Below are 20,086 nucleotides of genomic sequence, written 5' to 3'. Positions count from 1 at the left end.
TCAAGATCCTATAGCGCGAATCGCCGCCACCATGTCACCGCATGTCACCCAACAGGCCGCCGACCCGGCGAACCTTACCGGTCAAAGCACTAGGTGATGGCCCCCGGACGGGCCCGCGCCCCCGGACAGCCCGGACGCGCCCGCGCGCCCGGCCGCACCGACGAAGACCTGGGCCGCGGGACCCGTGCTGCTCACGACGGCCTCGACCGGCAAAGGCTCCGCGGTGACGCAGCAGCCGGACACCGGCTCGACGCGGCGGCAGTGGACGATCGCCTGAGGTGACGGCGCCCGCCGCCGCGTCACCGGCGCGGCGGCAGGGCCTGCTCCGTCCAGATGGTCTTGCCCGAGCGCGTGTACCGGCTTCCCCACCGGTCGGTGAGCTGCGCGATGAGGAAGAGGCCGCGTCCGCCCTCCTCCGTGGCGTGGGCCCGGCGCATCCTGGGCTGCGTTCCGCTGCTGTCGGAGACCTCGCAGATCAGCGACGCCGCGCGGATGAGCCGGAGCCCGACGGGCCCGCCCGCGTACCGGATCGCGTTGGTGACGAGCTCGCTTGCCACCAGCTCGGTGGTGAAGGCCAGTTCGTCCAGGTCCCAGCGGGACAGCTGCGCGAGCACGCGCGCGCGGGCCTCGGCCACCACCGACGGGTCGGCCGCGAACGTCCACAGGACGCTGTCCTCCGGCGGGACCCCGCGGACCGTCGCGAGCAGCAGCGTCACGTCGTCCGACAGCGGACCCGGCACCAGCCCCCGCACCACCCCGGGACCGATCTCCTCCAGGGGCCGCCCCGCTTCGAGCGACGCCGAAAGGGTCTGCCGGAAGGCGGCCATCCCCTCGTCGAGGTCCGCGTGGCCGCGTTCGATCAGGCCGTCCGTGTAGAGCGCGAGGACACTGCCGTCCGGCACCTCCACCTCGACCGGCTCGAACGGCAGGCCGCCGACCCCGAGCGGCGGACCGGGGCTGAGGTCGACGTACGCGACGGTGCCGTCCGGGGCCGCCAGGGCGGGCGGCGGGTGCCCCGCGCTGGCCACGAGGCAGCGCCGGGTCACGGGGTCGTACGTCAGGTACAGGCACGTGGCGCCGAACGACCCGAACGCGATCTCGGTGCCGGGAGGCCGGCTCGCCTGGGCGCCGTCGGCGTCGATCGCGAACTGGGACACCAGGTCGTCCAGGTGGGTCAGCAGCTCGTCGGGTTCGAGGTCCAGGTCGGCCAGGGTCCGTACGGCGGTGCGCAGCCGCGCCATCGTCGCCGTGGCCTGCAGGCCGTGGCCGACGACGTCGCCGACGACCAGCGCGACCCGCGCGGAGGACAGCGGGATGACGTCGAACCAGTCGCCGCTGACGCCCGTGGCCGTGTCGGTCGGGAGGTAGACGCTCGTGGTGCGCACCGTGGGGGTGTCGGTCGACGACGAGGGCAGCAGGCTGTGCTGGAGGCCGACCGCGGCGTTCCGCTCGCGGGCGTACCGGCGCGCGTTGTCCACGACCAGGGCGGCACGGGAGGCGATCTCCTCCAGGAGGGCGAGGTCCTCGCCCGTGAAGGGCGGACGGTCGCCGCCGCGGGCGATCCGGATCCGCCCGAGCAGTGTTCCCCGTGCCCGCAGCCACGCGCTCATCCCGTGGGCGAGACCGAGGGCGTCGGGTGCGTCGGCGCCCTCCGCCGCGCGGGCCGACCTGTGGTGCGACGCCCGGTTCGACCAGACCCGGCCCGACAGCACCCCTCCGGTGTCGACCGCGACCCGCGCCCCGGTCGGGAATCCCCCGGGGGAGCCGCCGGCCACGGCCGTCCGCCGCAGCGCGTGGTCGTGGTGGTTCTCGGGAGCGGGTTCCTCGTACGTGAAGACGGCCTCGGCGACGTCGACGACGGCCACGTCGGCCAGCGCGGGCACGAGTACGTCCGTCAGGTCCCGGGTGGTCTCCTCGGCGGAGAGGTTCGTGCTGAGCACCGTCGTCGCCCGGTGCAGCAGGTCGAGGCGGCGCCGCGAGAGTCGCTGCTCCGTCACGTCGACGAACAGGGCGGTCACGCCCATCACGAGTCCCTTCGCCCCCTGGAGGCGGAACGCGGACAGCGCCATGATCCTGCCCGCCCCCGGATCGACCACCGTGCGGACCTCCGCGTCGAACCCGACCAGCGGGACCCCGGTCGTCAGGACCTCCCGCAGCCGTTCGTCGATCACCCGGGCGTCCTGCTCGTGGAGGAAGTCGCCGAGCCGCGCCCCGTGCAGCTCGCCCGGCACGCCCGAGTAGGGGAGGAGGTGGGTGTTCGTGCGCACCAGCCGCAGCTCGTTGTCCAGCACGGCGAGACCGATGCGGTCCTGGAGGAACAGCTCCCGCATGAAGGCGTGGCTCTGGCGCCACTGGGCGACCAGCCCGCGCGGGGCACCGAGCACCAGGAACTCGCTCGACCGACCCGCCCGCTCGCCGTCGGTGAGCGGCAGGACCCGGAACTCCACCTCGCCGCCGGAGTCCGGGGCGAGGTCCGCCCGGCCCTCCCAGACCAGCCCGTCACGCTGCTCGAGGACGCTCCGCCGGTTCGCGGGCACGGCGAGCAGATCCCACACCCGCCGCCCGTGGAGTTCTGCGGCGGAGCGCTTCAGAAGGGTCTCCGCGGCCGGTGTGGACCTCAGGATCGTCCCCTCGGCGTTCACCACGAGGGCGGCGGAGTGCCCCGCGTCGAGTGGGTCGTCGCTCCCGGGGATCATCGGAATCCCCCTCCGTTCGGCGCTTCAGCGGCCGGGACCGCCGCTCCCCACCACTCTGCCCGCCCGCCTGTCCCTCGGCATGCCGTACTCCTCCGAACGGCACCGGACCCGGACGGTGGGTGGGCGGGTCAGCGTGCGGTGGGCCGGGCCTGAGCCGTACGCGCCGTGCCGACCGGCCGGGCGGCGGCGGAGGACCAGGCGGCCAGTCCGGCCCCCAGGCAGCCCGCCCGGTCCCCGAGTGCCGCGCGGACCACCTCCGGCCGCCGCTGGAACGTCAGCCGCCGGTCGAGGGCGGCGCGCAGCGGGTCGAGCAGCAGCCCGCCGGACTCGGCGAGACCGCCCCCGACCACGACGACCTCGGGCGCGAGCAGTGTCGCCGCCGTGGCCAGAGCCGCGGCGAGGGCCTCGACGGCCCGGTCCCACACGGCCCGGGCGTCGGCGTCGCCCCGCACGAGCATCGCCGCCACCTCGGCGGCGCCGTCGACCTCGCGCCCGACGCGCGCCCCGTAGGCCGCGCCGATCGCCGCCGCCGAGGCCACCGTCTCCAGGCAGCCGCGGCCGCCGCAGGCGCACGGTTCGCCGCCCGGCTCGACCACGACGTGGCCCAGCTCGCCCGCGTAACCCCCGGCGCGCACCGCCCTCCCGTCGCTGAACACGGCTGCGGAGATGCCGGTCCCGACGGGTACGAACCACGCGTCCCGCACCCCCCGCGCCGCGCCGAGGAGGCATTCGGCCGCGCCTCCGGCCCGTACGTCGTGCCCGAGTGCGACGGGCAGCCCCGACGCGTCTTCGAGCACGGCGGCGAGCGGCAGGTCGCGCCATCCGAGGTTGACCGAGTGGACCGCCGTCCGCGTCTCCTCGTCGACGATGCCGGGGACCACGATCCCGGCGCCCCGCACGGTCAGCTCCCGGGCGGCCGCGCTCTCGTCGAGGCCGCGCAGCACGGCGGCGATCTCGGCGACCACCGCGTCCGGCCCGGCCCGCCTGGGCGTCGCCCTGCGGACGGTGTGCAGGGCGTTCAGATCGCGGTCGAGCAGCGCGCCCTTCATCCCGGTCCCGCCCACGTCCAGCGCGATGACGCAGTCGGGCCCGCCGGGCTCGTCACGCGGGACGGACGTCGCTGTGCTGGGCATACCGGGCGGCTCCTTGGGGAGAGGGTGCGCGCATTGAGGGATTCGATGCGTGAATGTGTTCGTAAGGTGCGGGTTTCAAGCAATTTCGAGCATGCAGGGGCGAGGGTACGAGGGAGGGGCGACCCGCGTCCAGAGGGAACGGGGGCGGCCGCCGGACGGGCGGCCACCGGGCAGGGCAGGGCGCGGTCGCCGGGCGGGACGTCCACCCGCCCGGCGACCGCCCCGGTCAGAGGGCCGGCCGGTCGTCGACGCGGACCAGCCGGTGCCCGCGCAGGGTGTACAGCCGGCCGAGGCCGTCGGTGTTGACGTGCGGGCCGCTGTACCAGGCGCCGTCGATGTCGGGGACGACCGTGCTCACGGCGAACGTCTTCGGGTGGAAGCGGAAGAGGGTCGTGTCCGAGACGCCGTAGACCACGCCCCGGCTGGTCGTCATCGCCGCGAAGCCGGGACAGATCGCGCGTACGTCGGCCGTGTGGACCAGCCGGCGGGTCGGCACGTCGACGACGAAGAAGCCACCTCTGCGGGCGAGTCCGTACAGGTGTCGGCCGTGCACCGCCAGCGCGGCCACACCCGTGGAGAAGGGGAGGTCGAGGCGCCACGACTCGCGCCCGGCGACCGGGTCGAACGCCACGAGCGTGCCGCGCGGTCCCCGGGTCGTGGGGTTGTCGCCGCCGAGGTACGCGACGCCCTCCCGCGCGGCGACCGCGCGCACCAGCTGGACCGCGTCCACCGGGTTGACGTACACCGCCTTGGCGCCGCTCCCCGGTGCGTAGGTCCACAGCGAGCCGCCGCCCTCCGTGTCCGACTGCGCGCCGACGAGCAGCAGCCGGTTGACGGGGTCGAAGCACACGTCGAGCGGCCGGTTCTGCTCGCTCGGGAACTTCGCCAGCTGGTGGGGCTGTTCGTCGGCCGACGGGTCGTACGTCCACATGCCCTGCCCGCTGTACTGACCGGTGTACAGGACGCCGTCCAGCACCTCGGCGTCCTTCGCCTCGCCGGGCGCACGGAGGTTGACCACCGCTCCGGTCCGCAGGTCGTGGCGTGCGACGACGTTGTTCCCGCCGACGTAGACGTGGCAGCCGTCGGCGGCGATCCCCATCGCGGTCTGCGGGCTGAGGGGCGCGCCCGCCGCGGCGAGGTCGGTGACGGCGCAGGTGCCGGAGGCCGTGTCGATCTCGCCGACGAAGCCGTAGCCCGAGACCACGGCGAGGGTGCCGCCCGTGTGGTCCAGGCCCCAGATCTCGCCCAGGTCGGGACCGTCGTGCGCGAGGGGGGCCAGGGCTCCGGTCGACGGCGTGAAGGAGTGCAGGCCGCCCTCACCGGCGAAGTAGATCCGGTCGCCGTCCGTCGCCAGGTTCTTGACCACCGTCCCCGCGGTCGTCCGCACGGTGTACGAGGAGAGGTCGGCCAGGTCCATCACGGCGAGCTTGGCGCGCTCGGTCGACCCCGAGGTGCCGACGACGAGACGGTCGCCGAAGACGGCGATCTCGCGCAGGCCGGGGTCCCGCTTCATCTCGGCCGGCGTGACGTCGGTGAAGGTGCGCGCCGCCCGGTCGTACGCGTAGAGCGACGCCTTGCTCGTGCCGTCGCCGCCGGCCAGGACGCTGCCGGCGCCGAAGAAGACGGTGGTGTCCGTGGCGGCGACGGCCCTGGCCAGGGTGGCGTTCGGGTCGGGGACGCCGAGCTCGGTGACGCGCCCGGTGTCGGGGTCGTACATCCACAGCGCGGGCGCCTTCCCCGGCACGCCGCCCACGGCGTACACGGTGCCGTCCGGGGCGACGGCGAGTTCCCGGATGTCCCGGTCCTCGGTGCGGCCGACGGGCACGGCGGGTCCGTCGGGTGCGGTGAGGTCCCAGCGGAAGAGGTTCGGCAGGCCCTCGTCGGCCTTGGTCAGGACGCCGGCGTACAGGTAGCGGCCGGTGGGGTCGGCAGCGAGGGCCTGGACCGAGTGACCCGTCCCGAGGTCGGTCCGCGCCACCACCGTGCGCGTCGGCAGGTGGAAGGCGATCAGCCGGGTCGGGGTGAGGTTCCTGGAGCCGATGTACACGGTGTCGCCGACCAGCAGACCGCTCATGAGCGCGAACTGCTCGATGGCGGGTCCGAGATCGGTGACGGTGGTGGTGGCGGACGCGGCCCGCGCCGGTGCGGCGAGCAGTGGAGCCGCGGCGGCGGCGATCCCGAAGGCGCCTCCGGCGCGCAGGAGTTGGCGCCGGTCCATCGACGGAGGCTGTGGCATGGGGGACTCCTTGGGTCGTGGGGCGGGGGAGGGGGCGCGGGGGAGTGCCCGCGGTGGGACGACTCGGGACGTCAGGCCGAGGTGGCGAGGGCGGCGTGGTGCACCGGGTGCGCGAAGGGCAGCCCGGAGCAGTAGCGGGCGATCTCGTCGAGGGCGCTTCCGGTGATGCGGAGGAGTTCGCCGCCCAGCGAGCCGGCGATGTGCGGGGTGAGGAGGACGTTCGGCAGGGAGTACAGCGGCGACGCGGCGGGCAGCACCTCCGGTTCGGTGACGTCCAGGACCGCGTGGAGGCGGCCGGCCGCGGCGTGCGCGGTGAGGGCCTCGGTGTCGACGAGCGACCCCCGCGCCGTGTTGACGAGCGTGGCGCCGTCCCGCATCAGGCCCAGCCGGCGCGCGTCGATCAGACGGCGGGTCTCGGGCAGCTCCGGGGCGTGCAGCGAGACCACGTCCGAGGCGGGGAGGAGCTCGTCGAGCTCCACGAGATCGACGCCCAGCGCGGCGGCTCGGACGGGGCCGACGTGGGGGTCGGCGAGGAGGACGTCGAAGTCGTGGGGCCGCAGCAGTTCGATCACCTTGCGGCCGACGAGCGAGGCTCCGACGATGCCCACGGTGCGGCGGTGGTTGCCGAATCCGGGGTAGCGGCGGGACCAGTCGAGCGGGGTGCGCTGTTCGCGGTAGAGGGCGCCGATGTCCAGGACGCGCTTGTTGGCGAAGAGGATCGCGGCGACCGTGTACTCGGCGACGGGCACGGCGTTGGCCGCCGCGGCCGACGACACCGTGATGCCGCGCTCCCAGCAGGCCGGGGTCACGTGGTGCTTGACGCTGCCGGCCGCGTGGACGATCGCCTTGAGGGCGGGCGCGCGCGCCAGCACGTCCGCGTCGACGACGGGGCAGCCCCAGGAGGTGACGAGGAGTTCGGCCTCCTCCAGGGCGGGTTCGCGGGCGAAGTCCTCCGTGACGCGGTCCGGATCGATGTCGACGTACGAGAGGAGGCGCTCGACCTCCGGGGGCGGGAACAGGGCGTCCCGGTGCCGGCGGGCCATGGCGAACAGGGCGCGGGGGCGCCGGGCCGCGACCGGGGTCGTGTCGGGGTTCGGATTCATGGGGTAACTCCAGTGGGTGGCGGTCTACTTGACGGCGCCGGCGGTCATGCCGGACTTCCAGAACCGCTGCAGCATCAGGAACACGGCGATCAGCGGGGCCACGGCCACCAGCGAGCCGACGACGGCCAGCAGGTAGTCCTCGGGGTGGCCCTGGGAGAGCGCGGACGAATACCACACGTACAGGCCGAGGTTGACCGGGTAGAGGTCCTGGTCGGACAGCATCACCAGGGGCAGGAAGAAGCTGTTCCAGATCTGGGTGAACTGGAACAGGAAGATGGTCACGAAGCCCGGCGCCAGCATCGGGAAGGCGATGCGGCAGAACGCCCGGAACTCGCCCGCCCCGTCCATCCGCGCCGCTTCGAGGACCTCGTCCGGCACGTAGGACGCGCTGAACACCCGTGCCAGGTACACCCCGAACGGGAACACGAGCCCGGGGGTGAACACGCTCCAGAAGGTGTTCACGAGACCGGCTTCGGCGGCCAGCAGGTACAGCGGGATCGCCAGCGCGGTGCCCGGCACCATCACGCCCAGCAGCACCAGGGAGAAGAGCCGTTCCTTACCGGGGAACGCGAGCTTGTCGAAGGCGTAGCCGGCCGCGACGGCGAACACCGAGGCCAGCAGGGCGCCGACACCCGCGTACGCCACGGTGTTGGCCACCCAGCGCAGGTACACCCCGCCGTCGGCGGTGAACAGGTGCCCCAGGTTCTCCGTCAGGCGGACCTCGTCGCCCAGCGCGAAGCCGTTCGTGCCGAAGAGGTCGTCGCGGCTCTTCGTGGAGGACAGCAGCAGCCAGGTCAGGGGCGCCAGCGTGTAGACGGTGGCCAGGCCGAGGAGGGCGGTGACGCCGGTGCGCGACAGCAGCGCCGAAGGCGTCGGCCGCTTCCGGCGGCGGGGGACCGGACGGGGGACGGGCCGGGACGGGGGCGCCGCCGGGGACTCCGCGGTGGCGCGGGCGGGGGTGGAGGTGGGGGTCATGAGGTGCTCCCGCGGCGTGAGAGACGGGTGACGGCGAAGGACAGCACCGCGGCGAACAGCGCGATCAGCAGGGAGGCGGCCGCGGCCAGGCCGAAGTCGTTGTTCTGGAAGGCGGCGGTCTGGACGTACATGTTGGGGGTCCAGCTGCTGCCGATGGCGCTGGACGCGTTGTAGATGACCTTCGGCTCGGTGAACAGCTGGATCGAGCCGATGACGGTGAACAGCACCGCGAGCGCCACGGCGGGGCGGATCATCGGAACCTTGACGGACAGTGCGGTCCGTACGGCTCCGGCGCCGTCGACCCGCGCGGCGTCGAGCGTCTCGCGGGGCACCGCCTGCAGCGCGGCGTAGAAGATGACCATGTTGTAGCCGGTCCACTCCCACACGGCGATGTTGGCGGCGGAGAGGACGGCGTTGTCGGCCGACAGGAAGCTGATCCCGATCCCCCCGGATTCGAGGAGGTCGACGACCGGGCTGAGACCGGGCGTGTAGAGGTACACCCAGATCAGCGCGGCGATCAGCCCCGGTACGGCGTGCGGGAGGAACAGCGCCAGCTGGAAGAAGGACCGGGCCTTGGCCAGGCCGCTGTCGAGCAGCAGGGCGAGCGCCAGGGCCCCGCCGATCATCACGGGGATGTAGACGGCGCAGTAGGCGGCGATGACGAGGAAGCCGTCGCGGAACTCCGGGTCGGCCAGGGCCCGCAGGTAGTTGTCCCAGCCGGCGAAGACGCTCTCGGTGCCGCCGAAGCCGAGGCCCGACGTGCGGGTGGTGAACAGGCTCAGCCAGGCGGAGTACAGCATCGGGGCGAGGGTGACGGCCGCGAACAGGCCGAGGAACGGAGCCAGGAGCAGTGCGGCGGTCCCGCGTTGGCCACGGGTGGAGGGGCTTGCCATGACGGCCTTTCGGGGGTGGGGCGAGGTGCGGGCGGAGGCGGGACCGGGATCCGCCGCCGTGCGCGGCGGGGTGCCGGTGGGGGAGCGCGCCGTGCGCGGCGGGACCGGAGGGGGGTCCCGCCGTGCGTGGCAGGGGCGCCGGTGGGAGATCCCGCCATGTGCGGCGGGGGTTCCGGGTTCCGGTGGGGGCCTCGGCCGCTACGGAGCGGTGACCTTCATGCCGCGCTGCCGCATCTGGGCGACGGTGGTCCGCTCGGCGAGCGAGAGCACCGCGGGCAGGGACGCCGTGCCGTCGGCGACCTTGGGGAGTTCGTCGACGATCGCGGTGTTGGTCGCCCCCGTGACGGGCCCCCAGGTCCAGCCGGGCCGGACGGCCGCGTACGAGGCCGCCGCGACGGCGTAGACGTCCTGTCCGCCGTAGTACCCGGTGGCGAACGCGGCCTTGGTGACGGGGACGAGCGCCGGGTCGGCGGGGAACATGCTGCTGGTACCGGAGGACACCCACGCCTTCATGCCCTCGGGATCGGTGGTGATCCACTTGATGAACTCGGCGGCGGCCCCGCTGTTGTCCGCCCCCTTCGGGATCACGAAGGACGAGCCTCCGTACATGGCCGAGGCGGGCTCGCCGTCCCAGGTGGGCACCGGGGCCACGGCCCACTTGCCCTTCTGGTCGGGGACGGTCGCCTGGTGGGCGCCCGCGCACCAGCTGGCGCAGACGTAGGCGACGGTCCTGTTCTTCTGGACGCCGGTCCAGAACGGGTCGAGCGAGCTCACCGAGTCGACGAGCCCCTCGCGGGCGAGGTCGCCCCAGTAGGCGGCGGCCTTTCGCGACGGGGCGTCGTCGAGGGTGACCTTCCAGGCGTCCTGCCCGGTCTCGAACCACCGTCCGCCGGCCTGCCAGGCGAGCGCGGTCAGCAGGCCGGGGTTGTCGGTGTAGAGGACTCCGCCGCGGGCGTCCGGGTCGGCCTTCCGCACCTGCTCGGTCATGGTGCGGTACGCGTCCCACGTGGTGGGCACGGCGATCTTGTGCCGGGTGAAGAAGTCCTTGCGGTACATCAGGGTCAGCGGGGCCGCGTCGCGGGGGACCGCCCACGTCCTGCCGCCGAGGTCGACGAGCTGGCGGACCGGTTCGGGGAAGCGCTCCCCGACCAGCGGTCCGAGCGGTCCGCTCAGGTCTTCCAGCTTGCCCTGGGACGCGAACTCGGGCAGGTGCGGGTACTCGACGACCGCGACGTCCGGTGCCGTGCCGGCCTTCACGGCGTTGGTGAGCTTGGAGTAGTACTCCTGGCCCGACGGCACGGTCTCGAAGGTCACCTCGATGTCCGGGTGGCTCCGGTTGAAGGCCTCCGCCACGTGGTCCGAGCCCTTGAGGAAGGACCAGAAGGTGACCTTGCCGGTCTTCGACGCCGTCGCGGCGGCGTCCTGGCCGGCCCCTCCGCAGCCGCTGACGAGGAGGGAGAGGGCGGCGACGGAGCAGGCCAGGGCGGCCGTTGTTCTGCGAAGCATGTTGTACACCGATCGTTCGCTGGGGTGTCGAACGGAATCATTCGACAGTCAGCATGCTTCGTCAATGCTTTCTGTTTCATTCGATTTAAAACGAAAGAAAGTGAAAGCATGGAGCGGTGTCCCCGCGTTCCCGCCCCCTCTACGGGCGGCCACCGGACCCCGGACCACCCCCGCTGGACGCCCGCACCCGCAGCTCCGGGCGGAGCAGCAGCTCCGCCAGGGGAGCCTCCGGCTCGGCGAGGCGGCGCCGCATCAGGTCCACCGCCCACGCGCCGACGGCCCGCTTCGGCGGCGCCACGGCGGTCAGCGGCACATCGCTCAGCTCGGCGACCTCGTCGTCGTACGTCACGACGGCCAGGTCCTCGGGAACGCGCAGGCCCCGCGCCTGCAGCAGGCCGACCAGGGTGACGGCGTCGAGGTCGTTGTGCACCAGGGCGGCCCGCACGTCACCCGCCCCGACCGCCCGCACCAGCTCGTCGAACCACTCGCCGGACGCGGACCCCTCCACCGGGCCGATGCGGTACTCCGGCCCCGCCTCCAGTCCCAGGTCCCGGCAAGCCGCCAGGTAACCCTCCCTGATCAGCGGCGTGTTGGGGCTCTCCGTCCGCGCGGCCAGGGCGATCCGCCCGTGCCCCAGCTCCGCCAGGTGCCGGACCGCGAGGCCCGCGCCGTGCGCGTGGTCGGACGCCACCTGCTCCACCCGGCCCGCTCGCGCCCCGGCCCTCCGGTCCACGAGCACGACCGGCACGTCGAGGCCCGCCGGCCACTCCTCCGCCGGCCCGGCGGGTTCGAGACCCGCGCGGGGCATGAGCAGCAGACCGTCCGCGCCCGCCGCCACCAGCCGCCGCGCCTGCTCCCGGTTCTCCGCGAGCGTCTCCCCGGACACGGCGAGCACGACCCGTACCCCGTGCGTCCGCGCCGCGTCCTGCACGCCGCGGATGATCTCCGGGTAGTAGTAGTCCCCGGGTGGCACCACCAGTCCCAGCACGCACTCCCGCCGCGCCTCCGGCCGCCCCGTCGCCCCCGGGGCCGTCGCCTGTTCCGCCGCGGACGGCGACATCGCGCCCCCGTGCACCCGCACGACGAGCCCCCGGCCGGCCAGGTCCCGCACGTCCTGCCGCACGGTCACGGCGGACACGCCGAGCTCCGCCGCCACGTCCTTGACCGTCACCGTCCCCCGGCGCTCCACCATCCGCAGGATCGCCTCACGCCGCTCTTCCGTCAGCACCCGACCACTCTTCTCCTCCTGAGTGAAGCCGTTTGCTTTCACTCGACAAGCGAAAGGTACCAACGAAGGTCCGGACCGGAGGGGGATGAGCGCCCGCTCCCGGGCGGGTGGGCCGCCGGGCGGAGCGCTGGACGATCTTGTTCCGCCAAGGCTTGCCAGGCATGTAATGTTCACGCAAACATGGTGACGTCAGGCTCTTCCCGCCCCCGCGACAGCGCGCGCCTCCCCAGCACAGGAGCACCCGTACATGCCTCTCCTCCAGATCGACGACGGCGGCTTCACACTCGATGGCGAATCGTTTCGGCTCCTGTCCGGTGGGCTGCACTACTTCCGGGTCCACCCCGACCAGTGGCAGGACCGGCTCCGCAAGGCCCGCCTCATGGGCCTCAACACCGTCGAGACCTACGTCCCGTGGAACCTCCACCAGCCGCGCCCCGACCACTTCGTCATGGACGACGGCCTCGACCTCCCCCGCTTCCTCGACCTCGCCGCCGCCGAAGGACTCCACGTCCTCCTGCGCCCCGGCCCCTACATCTGCGCCGAGTGGGAGGGCGGCGGCATCCCCTCCTGGCTGCTCGCCGAGCCCGACATACGGCTGCGCTCCCGCGACCCGCGCTTCCTCGCGGCCGTCGACGACTACTTCACCCGGCTGCTGACCCCGCTGCGGCCGTACCTCGCCTCGCGGGGCGGCCCGATCCTGGCCGTGCAGGTCGAGAACGAGTACGGCGCCTACGGCGACGACACGGCCTACCTGGAGCACATCGCCGACTCGCTGCGCGCCTGCGGCGTCGACGTCCCCCTGTTCACCTGCGACCAGCCGGTCGACCTGGAGCGCGGCGCCCTGCCCGGCGTCCTCGCCACCGCCAACTTCGGCAGCCGCGCCGCCCAGGGTCTGGCCGCGCTGCGGGAACAGCAGCCGAAGGGCCCGCTGATGTGCACCGAGTTCTGGATCGGCTGGTTCGACCGCTGGGGCGCCCACCACGTCGTCCGCGACCCCGACCACGCCGCCCGCGAGCTCGACGAACTCCTCGCCACCGGCGCCTCCGTGAACTTCTACATGTTCCACGGCGGCACCAACTTCGGCTTCACCAACGGCGCCAACGACAAGCACACCTACCGCCCCACCGTCACCTCCTACGACTACGACGCCCCCCTCGACGAAGCCGGCGACCCCACCGCCAAGTTCACCGCCTTCCGCGACATCATCGCCAAGTACGCCCCCGTGCCCGACGGGCCCGTCCCGCCGCCCGGACCCAAGCTCGCCCCCCGGACCGTGCGCCTGACCGAGAGCGCCGGACTGCTGGCACACGCGGCGACCCTCGGGACGGCCGTCGAGGCCCGTCGGCCCCTCACCATGGAGGAGCTGGAGCAGGACTTCGGCTTCGTCCTCTACGAGACCGTCCTGCCCCTCAAGGGACCGGCCCTCCTGGAGGTCGAGCAGGTCCGCGACCGCGCCCAGGTCTTCGTCGACGGCCTGCACGCCGGCGTCCTGGAGCGCGAGAACCACGAGCACGCGCTCGCCTTCACGGCCCCCCGCGCCGGTGCCGTGCTCTCGATCCTGGTCGAGAACCAGGGCCGGGTGAACTACGGCCAGGGCATCCACGACCGCAAGGGCCTCCTCGGCAAGGTCCTCCTCGACGGCGTCGAACCGACGGCCTGGACCAGCCGCCCGCTGCCCCTGACCGACCTGGACGGCCTCCCCTTCGCGCCCGCCACCACCACGCCCCTCGGACCCGCCTTCCACCGGGGCACCTTCGAGGTGACCGACCCCGCCGACGCCTTCCTCCACCTCGACGGCTTCACCAAGGGCAACGCCTGGGTCAACGGCTTCCCGCTCGGCCGCTTCTGGTCCCGCGGCCCCCAGCGGTCCCTGTACGTCCCCGCCCCCGTCCTGCGCGCCGGTACGAACGAGATCGTCGTCCTGGAACTCCACGCGGCGCACCGCGCCCGCACGGTCGAGCTCCGCGCCACGGCCGACCTCGGGCCCACCGAGGAGTAGCCCGAGCGGTCCGCGGCGGTACGCGAGAGAGCCGGGTCCGATCATCCGATCGGACCCGGCTCTTCGGGTGTCGTGCAAGACCTGTCTTGCAAGGCCTGTCCAGCCAGGCGGCCGGTCATGCCGGGGTGGTCATTCCGGGCCGGTCAGGCCGGTCATCCCGGCCCGGTCGGCCCGGCCGAGCAGGCCCGGGCCGACGGTCAGCCCTGGCGCAGCTGCTGGGCGGCGGAGCCGTCGCAGGTCCGCTGGACGACGGCCGTGCCGTCCGCCGTGGAGCCGCCGGCCACCCCCAGGCACTTGGCGCTGTGCCGGGCGGTCAGCGTGAGGTACCCGTCGCCGGTGGTGCGGACGGCCCACTCCTGGTTGCGGCCGCCGTTGCAGGCGTACTGGAAGACCTCGGCGCCGTCGGCCGTGGACAGGTTGCTCACGTCGAGGCACTTCCCGCTGTGCCGGGCGACCACGGACACGTAACCGCTGCTCGCGGGGCGCAGCGACCACTGCTGGTTGGTCCCGGTGTTGCAGCCGTACTGGACGACGGCCGCGCCGTCGGCCGATCCGGCGCCGCTGACGTCGAGGCACTTGCCGCTGTGGCGGAAGGAGAGGCTCTTCCAGGTGTCCGGGGCCGTGCCCGGGAAGGTCCAGGACTGGTTGCCGCCCGTCGTCGGCTGGTGGACGCCGACCGGGGCGCCGTCGGCGGTCGAGGCGCCGGTGACGTCCAAGAGCTTGCCGCTCGCCACGTTGACCAGGGTGTGGTGTCCGTCGCCCGTGGTGGAGCGGATCCACTGCTGGGAGGTGGCGGAGCCTGCCGAGGCGAAGCCGAGGGCGCCGTTGGACACGGAGAGCGCCTTGCCGGTCTTCGTGCTGGTGATCCGGTAGGCGGCGGTGTTGCCCCAGTCGCCTGCGGACAGCTTGGTGAAGGTCCACTGCTGCGCGGTGTCCGCGGGGGCGGAGGTGCGCTGCACGACGGTGCTCTTGCCGCCGACGGTGGCGACGGCCAGCGCCTTGCCGCTGTTGTCGTTGAGCAGCTGGCGCGTGGCCCCGGTGGGCGCGGTCGTCGCCGCCGTGTTCACCCCGCTGACCGTGGGCAGGACGAACGTGGTGACGGAGCCGGGGCCGACGGTCGCCTTGAACGTCCGGCCGGTGACGGCCGCGTCGCCCTCGCGCTGGAGGTTCCTGGTCCCGTCGGTGGTCCACCGCTCGACGGCCCCGTCCGCGGCCGTCTGGAAGCCGTCGAGGTTGAGCGTGACCTCGCGCGCCTCGCCGGTCGGGTTGGTGTGGACGACGACCAGCCCGTTCCCACCCGGCCGTATCGCCGCCAGGGTCTGCGGGTCGTCGGTGTTGAGGACGCGCGAGCCCGGACGGACGAAGCGGCTGTAGTTGCCCATCGCCCAGTACTTCTTGTTCTTGCGCAGCGGCTCGGTGGCCGCGTCGGCGGGGGTGAAGTCGGTCTGGATGAGACCCCAGTTGGAGTTCTCGCGGCCCGGCGTCATGTTCTCGTAGTCCTCGACGGCCTGCCACAGTACCCAGGCGCGCGGCTCCAGCTCCCGGATGTCGTCGTTGATGCGCTGGGCGAGGTCGAGGGCGGGGCTCATGTCGGTGAAGCTCTGCCCGACGCTGCCGCCGAGGTCCACCTCGGACATCCACAGCGGCGTGGCCTCGCCCTTGGCGATGTCACGGACGCCGGTACGGCCGTTCGTCCCGTAGGTGTGCGTGTTGAGCCGGCCCACCGCGTCGCGGACGGCGGGGGAGTACGCCTCCCAGTCGGAGCGGAACTTCCCCGGGTTCGTCTCGTCCATGGCGGCGATCGGCGTCGTCACGCCCTTCGCGTCGAGCGCGGCGCGCAGGGTGCTGATCATGCGGGCCTGGGAGGCCGGGTCCCAGTGCGAGCCCTCCTGGCGGCCGCCCGCGTGCCAGTAGTCCGTGTCCGGCTCGTTGATCGGCGAGACGGTGTCGAAGGTGACCCCGGAGGCGGTCTGGGCCCGCTGGAGCGCACCGGTGAGATAGGCGGCGAAGCGGTCGTACTGGTCGGACCTGAGGTTGTCCTGCCAGCCGTTGACCGCCCCGGAGACCAGGCCGCTGTTGGTCATGAAGTACGGGGCGGAGTTGGAGAACGCCTCGAAGGTGGTGGCGCCACGGGCCTTGGCGGCCGTGAGCCACCAGCGCTGGTTGGCGTCGGCGTTCGGGTTCCAGTGGGTGGGATCGGCCGGGTTCCACCAGTCGGGGGTCTCCGCGCCGGGCCGGTTCCAGTACCCGGGGACGGCCGCGCCCGGCCGCATGTACGGGGTGGTCTCGGGGCTGTCGCCGCCGCCGATGTTGTAGCGGGCGATGGTGAACCCGAGGCCGTCGGCGCCGTAGAGGGCGTCCGCGAGCGCGTCGCGTTGTGCGTCGGGCCACCCGCCCGTGACGTTGGCGAACCAGGCGAGGGCGGTGCCCCAGCCCTGGAACGAGGGCTGCTGGTAGCTGGGATCGAGGCGTACGGTCAGCGCCGCGGCGGGGGCCTCCACGGCGTTCGCCGGCGAGGAACCGGGGCCCACGGCGGTGAGGGCCGTCGCGGCGAGGACCGTGGTGGCGCCCAGCGCGGCCAGGCTCCGGGAGAGCCGGGGCCGGGGCGACGCCGGCCGGTTGGGGGTGGGGGACACGACCTGCTCCTTCGAGGGGGGACGGGCGGGTGGTGGGTGCGCTGCCCACCGCCCTGCCTCCCGGCCGGGACCGGGAGGCAGGGGTGACGCGGGCCGGCCGGGGCCGGCACGTGCGGTGACGTGCGCGCGCTCCGGGCCGGAGCATGCGGTGACGTGCGGCGGCCGTGGCCGGCGCGTGCGGGTGAGGTGGGGGCGCGGGGCGGTCAGGGACGGTGGCCGCCCCGCGCCGGTCGGGAGGTGGGGAGGGGCGGTCAGGCCGCCGCGCGCCACCACTTCTGGTTGTCGCCGGTGTTGCACGTCCACTGGTCGAGGGCGCCGCCGTCGGCGGACGACCAGTTCGCGACGTCGAGGCACTTGCCGCTGTGGCGGGCGACGAGGGCGACGTAACCGGAGACGTTGGTGGTCTGGACCTTCCACTGCTGGGAGGTCGAGCCGTTGCAGGTGGCCTGGACGGCGAGGGCGCCGTCCGCGGTGGAGGCGCCGGCGACGGCGAGGCACTTCCCGCTGTGGCGGGCCATGATCTGGACGTATCCGGTGCCCAGCTTCTTGATCCAGAAGTTCTGGTTCACGCCGCTGCCGCAGCCCCACTGGACCACCGGCGTGCCGTCCGCCGAGTCGAAGTTCGCCACGTCGGCGCACTTGCCGCTGCTGCGGGCGGTCAGCGTCTCCCAGGGCACGTTCATGCCCGTGACGGTGCCCGCGGCGGTGTCGATCGTGATCTGGGGGGAGTAGTCCATGGTCATGGTGGTGTCGGTGGGGAAGGTCAGCGGCAGCCAGACGTACTGGGAGTCGTTGACGTTGCCGCCCATGGAGTTGCCCCAGCGGTCGCCCATGTAGAGGTAGCTGGTGCCCTTGGTGCCCTGGACCGGCAGGACGTACGCGGTCTGGCTGCGGTAGGTCGTGCCGTCACCGATGTTCTTGAGGTCCGACCACGAGCCGGTGACGCTGGTGGCCGTGGCGTACTTCTGCTGGTTGGGGGACCAGCCGGTGGCACCGGAGGTCAGGAGGAAGTACACGCCGTTCCGCTTGAACATGGCGGGCGCCTCGCGCCACTGCCCCGACCAGAGCTTCTGCACCTGCGCGTCGATGCCGGTGTAGTCGGCGGTGAGCCGGTAGACGTGCAGGTCCGCGTTCTCGTTGGCGGCGGAGATCATGTAGCCGGTGCCGTCGGTGTCGACGAACGTGGTGATGTCACGCGACATGTGGCCGAGGGGCCGGAAGCTGCCGCGCCAGGTGTAGTCGCCGTCCACGGTGGACGAGACGGCGACGGCGGCGCGGGCCTCGCCGTAGTCGGAGCCGTTCTCCTTGTGCATCCACATGACGAACTGCTGGGTGGCGCTGTTGTAGATGACCTTGGGGCGCTCGATGTTGGCCCAGTCGAGCTCGGGGTCGGTCGCCTCGGTGAGGACGTGGTTGCGGAACTCCCACGTCTTCAGGTCGGTGGACCGGTAGGCGGAGACGTACCGGAAGGTGTTGTCGGTGTTCCGGTTCTCGCCGAACCAGTAGTAGTACTGACCGACCTTGATCACGCCGCCGCCGTGGGCGTGCACGGGATTGCCGGCCGGATCGGTGAACTGCGTGCCGTTGGCGATGTTCACCGGCGCGGCATGGGCCGTGCCGGCGGCGGTGACGAGGGACAGGAGGAGGGCGCAGAGGAATGCCGCCGTCCCGGAGATCTTGAGTCGCATGGCGCGATACCTCGTGGTGTTGCGTCGGACCGGGCGCGCCGCGCGGACAGCGCGGCATGGGCCGCTCCTGGGACCGGAGCGGGTGGGGGGCGCCTGGGAGTGGGGATCGGCCGTTCAGGCCGTACGAACATCGCGAACACGTAATGTTTTCGTAAACACGATGTAGCCGGAAGTCTGGGAGTGACACCCGGGCCTGTCAAGGACCCGGACGAAAGAAGTCGAGGTTTTGACCGCCGAACCTGTTTGCGCCAACATGGCTCGATGGGGGTGCCACGCGCGCGCCCCCGGAACCTCCGGGAAGGAACGGTCGAAGTGGCGGACAAGGCAACGAGAACGCCCCGCTCGCGCCCGCCCCGGAAGTGGCCCTCCATGGCCGAGGTCGCCGCGAGGGCGGGCGTCTCCTCGCAGACCGTCTCACGCGTGGCCAACAACCACGACAACGTCGACGAGTCCACCCGCGCCAAGGTCCTCGCCGCGATGCAGGAGCTCGGCTACCGCCCCAACGCGGCGGCCCGCGCCCTGGTCACCGGCAAGTTCGGTGCCATCGGCGTGGTCAGCTTCGACGTCGGCGCCCACGGCAACGCCCGCACCCTCGGCGCCATCGCCGACGCGGCGCGCGAGGCCGGCTTCTCGATCAACTTCATGGGCATCCGCGCCCAGACCGAAGCCGCCGTACGCCAGGCCTTCCGGCACCTCATGCTGCAGTCCGTCGACGGCATCGTGCTGGTCGAGTCGCAGATGCTCGACACGCCGTCGCTGCACCTGCCGCCCACGATGCCGGTGGTCGTCGCCGACGGCGACACCGGGCACGCGTACCCGAACGTCGACTTCGACCAGGCCCGCGGCGCCCAGAGCGTGGTCCGCCACCTCCTCGAACTCGGCCACCGGACGGTCTTCCACGTCAGCGGCCCGCACGACTCCTTCGCCGCCCGGCGGCGGGCCGAGGCCTGGGAGCGCACGCTCGTCGCGGCCGGCGCCCCCGTGCGGCCCGTGCTGTACGGGGACTGGACCGCGGAGTCCGGCTACCTGGCCGGACGGACCCTCGCGCAGGTCGCCGAGGCCACCGCGGTCTTCGCCGCGAACGACCAGATGGCGCTGGGTGTCCTACGGGCGATGCACGAGGCCGGCCGGTCCGTGCCCGGCGACATCAGCGTGGCGGGCTTCGACGACGTACCCGAGGCCCCCTTCTTCGAACCCCCGCTGACCACCGTCCACCAGGACTTCGACATCGTCGGCCGGCACTGCGTGACCCTCCTCCTCGAACAGATCGAGCGCCGCGGCAACGGCCCGCGCCGCCTCGCCGTCGAACCCACCCTCGTGGTCCGTGCCAGCACGGCGCCGCCGCCCGCACGCTGACCGTTCCCGGCACGGGGACGCCCGCCCTGCGCCGTGACGGTTCTCGGCCCCAGGGTCCGGCCGTGCTGTGACGGTTCCAGGCCCCCGGGTCGGCCCGTGCTGTGACGGTTCTCGGCCCCAGGGTCGGCCCGCGCCGCCCGCGCGCCTGTGCCGTCCACCTGCTGCTTCCTCCTTCCGCCCTCCCCCTCGTGAGTCGACCGTGCCCCGGGTGTCGCCGCGGCACGCTCCGGCACTGAACCGGCACTGAACCGGCCGCCGAGGCGCGTGCGTTGCCTCCTCCTGTCCGGTGGTGACGGGCGGGTTGTACACGATGGCGACATCGCCGCGTCCCGAATGGACGCTCTGTCGCGGCTCGGCACGTGGATCCCGCTTGTTCGCGACGTTGTTGTGCTTGACGCCCCTCTGAGGGTGGTGCAACCATCAGGCCACCGATGATTACGTAAACATTTCCTCATCGGTTCAGATTTCCTCCGGCCCCCGGGCTCGGGCCTCTGCTTCCACCGCTCCGTTCCCGACCGGTCGGTCACCGACGCAAGGAACCACCATGACGCTCCTGTCGACGTCAGCTCAGGCGGCTTCGCCGCCTCGCCGGCGAGCCCGTTTCCGTCTCCGGAAGGAGGCCTGGGTGGGCTGGGGG

General features: G+C 72.9%; 12 protein-coding genes. 2 read left to right on the top strand and 10 right to left on the bottom strand.

Annotated elements, in window-relative coordinates; translation table 11 throughout:
* Positions 1 to 299 precede the first annotated feature (299 nt).
* From ACIQFX_RS38875 to ACIQFX_RS38840, 8 genes are all read right to left on the bottom strand, one after another.
* Positions 300 to 2,696, bottom strand: coding sequence for a SpoIIE family protein phosphatase (locus ACIQFX_RS38875; protein ID WP_402473283.1), 2,397 nt, complete (start codon positions 2,694 to 2,696; stop codon positions 300 to 302).
* Between the two features lie 128 nt (positions 2,697 to 2,824).
* On the bottom strand, positions 2,825 to 3,829 hold the full coding sequence (locus tag ACIQFX_RS38870) for an ROK family protein (protein ID WP_402473281.1): 1,005 nt from the start codon (positions 3,827 to 3,829) through the stop codon (positions 2,825 to 2,827).
* 226 nt (positions 3,830 to 4,055) lie between these two features.
* Positions 4,056 to 6,065, bottom strand: coding sequence for a PQQ-binding-like beta-propeller repeat protein (locus tag ACIQFX_RS38865; protein ID WP_402473279.1), 2,010 nt, complete (start codon positions 6,063 to 6,065; stop codon positions 4,056 to 4,058).
* Between the two features lie 71 nt (positions 6,066 to 6,136).
* Positions 6,137 to 7,168 carry a hydroxyacid dehydrogenase gene (locus ACIQFX_RS38860; protein WP_402473277.1) on the bottom strand — a complete coding sequence of 344 codons (1,032 nt, stop codon included), beginning with the start codon at positions 7,166 to 7,168 and terminating at the stop codon, positions 6,137 to 6,139.
* A gap of 24 nt (positions 7,169 to 7,192) precedes the next feature.
* Positions 7,193 to 8,143 carry a carbohydrate ABC transporter permease gene (locus tag ACIQFX_RS38855; protein ID WP_402473274.1) on the bottom strand — a complete coding sequence of 317 codons (951 nt, stop codon included), beginning with the start codon at positions 8,141 to 8,143 and terminating at the stop codon, positions 7,193 to 7,195.
* Positions 8,140 to 9,036: a carbohydrate ABC transporter permease gene (locus ACIQFX_RS38850; RefSeq protein WP_402473271.1), complete on the bottom strand. Its 897-nt coding sequence runs from the start codon at positions 9,034 to 9,036 to the stop codon at positions 8,140 to 8,142. The genes ACIQFX_RS38855 and ACIQFX_RS38850 overlap by 4 nt, the downstream gene beginning before the upstream one ends.
* A 198-nt stretch (positions 9,037 to 9,234) precedes the next feature.
* Positions 9,235 to 10,542, bottom strand: coding sequence for an ABC transporter substrate-binding protein (locus ACIQFX_RS38845; protein ID WP_402473268.1), 1,308 nt, complete (start codon positions 10,540 to 10,542; stop codon positions 9,235 to 9,237).
* Between the two features lie 139 nt (positions 10,543 to 10,681).
* Positions 10,682 to 11,770, bottom strand: coding sequence for a LacI family DNA-binding transcriptional regulator (locus ACIQFX_RS38840; protein ID WP_402473266.1), 1,089 nt, complete (start codon positions 11,768 to 11,770; stop codon positions 10,682 to 10,684).
* A 247-nt stretch (positions 11,771 to 12,017) separates the two neighbouring features.
* Between ACIQFX_RS38840 and ACIQFX_RS38835 the strand changes: the two genes are divergently transcribed.
* Complete coding sequence (locus ACIQFX_RS38835) at positions 12,018 to 13,769, top strand: beta-galactosidase (RefSeq protein ID WP_402473264.1); 1,752 nt, start codon at positions 12,018 to 12,020, stop codon at positions 13,767 to 13,769.
* Positions 13,770 to 13,966: 197 nt separating this feature from the next.
* Here the strand turns inward: ACIQFX_RS38835 and ACIQFX_RS38830 are convergent, their stop codons facing one another.
* The gene (locus tag ACIQFX_RS38830; protein ID WP_402473261.1) at positions 13,967 to 16,405 is read right to left on the bottom strand and encodes an RICIN domain-containing protein; all 2,439 of its coding nucleotides are present in this window, start codon (positions 16,403 to 16,405) and stop codon (positions 13,967 to 13,969) included.
* A gap of 251 nt (positions 16,406 to 16,656) precedes the next feature.
* Positions 16,657 to 18,093 (bottom strand): RICIN domain-containing protein, encoded by a 1,437-nt coding sequence (locus ACIQFX_RS38825; protein WP_402473260.1) that lies wholly within the window; start codon positions 18,091 to 18,093, stop codon positions 16,657 to 16,659.
* A gap of 369 nt (positions 18,094 to 18,462) precedes the next feature.
* Here ACIQFX_RS38825 and ACIQFX_RS38820 point away from each other — a divergent pair, with 369 nt between their 5' ends.
* On the top strand, positions 18,463 to 19,449 hold the full coding sequence (locus ACIQFX_RS38820; RefSeq protein WP_402473258.1) for a LacI family DNA-binding transcriptional regulator: 987 nt from the start codon (positions 18,463 to 18,465) through the stop codon (positions 19,447 to 19,449).
* Positions 19,450 to 20,086 lie beyond the last annotated feature (637 nt).

The organism is Streptomyces sp. NPDC093089 (genome assembly GCF_044754405.1).
Classification (GTDB): Bacteria; Actinomycetota; Actinomycetes; order Streptomycetales; family Streptomycetaceae; genus Streptomyces.
The sequence above is the reverse complement of the archived record's forward strand: the minus strand, read 5'-3'. Positions and strand labels throughout refer to the sequence as shown.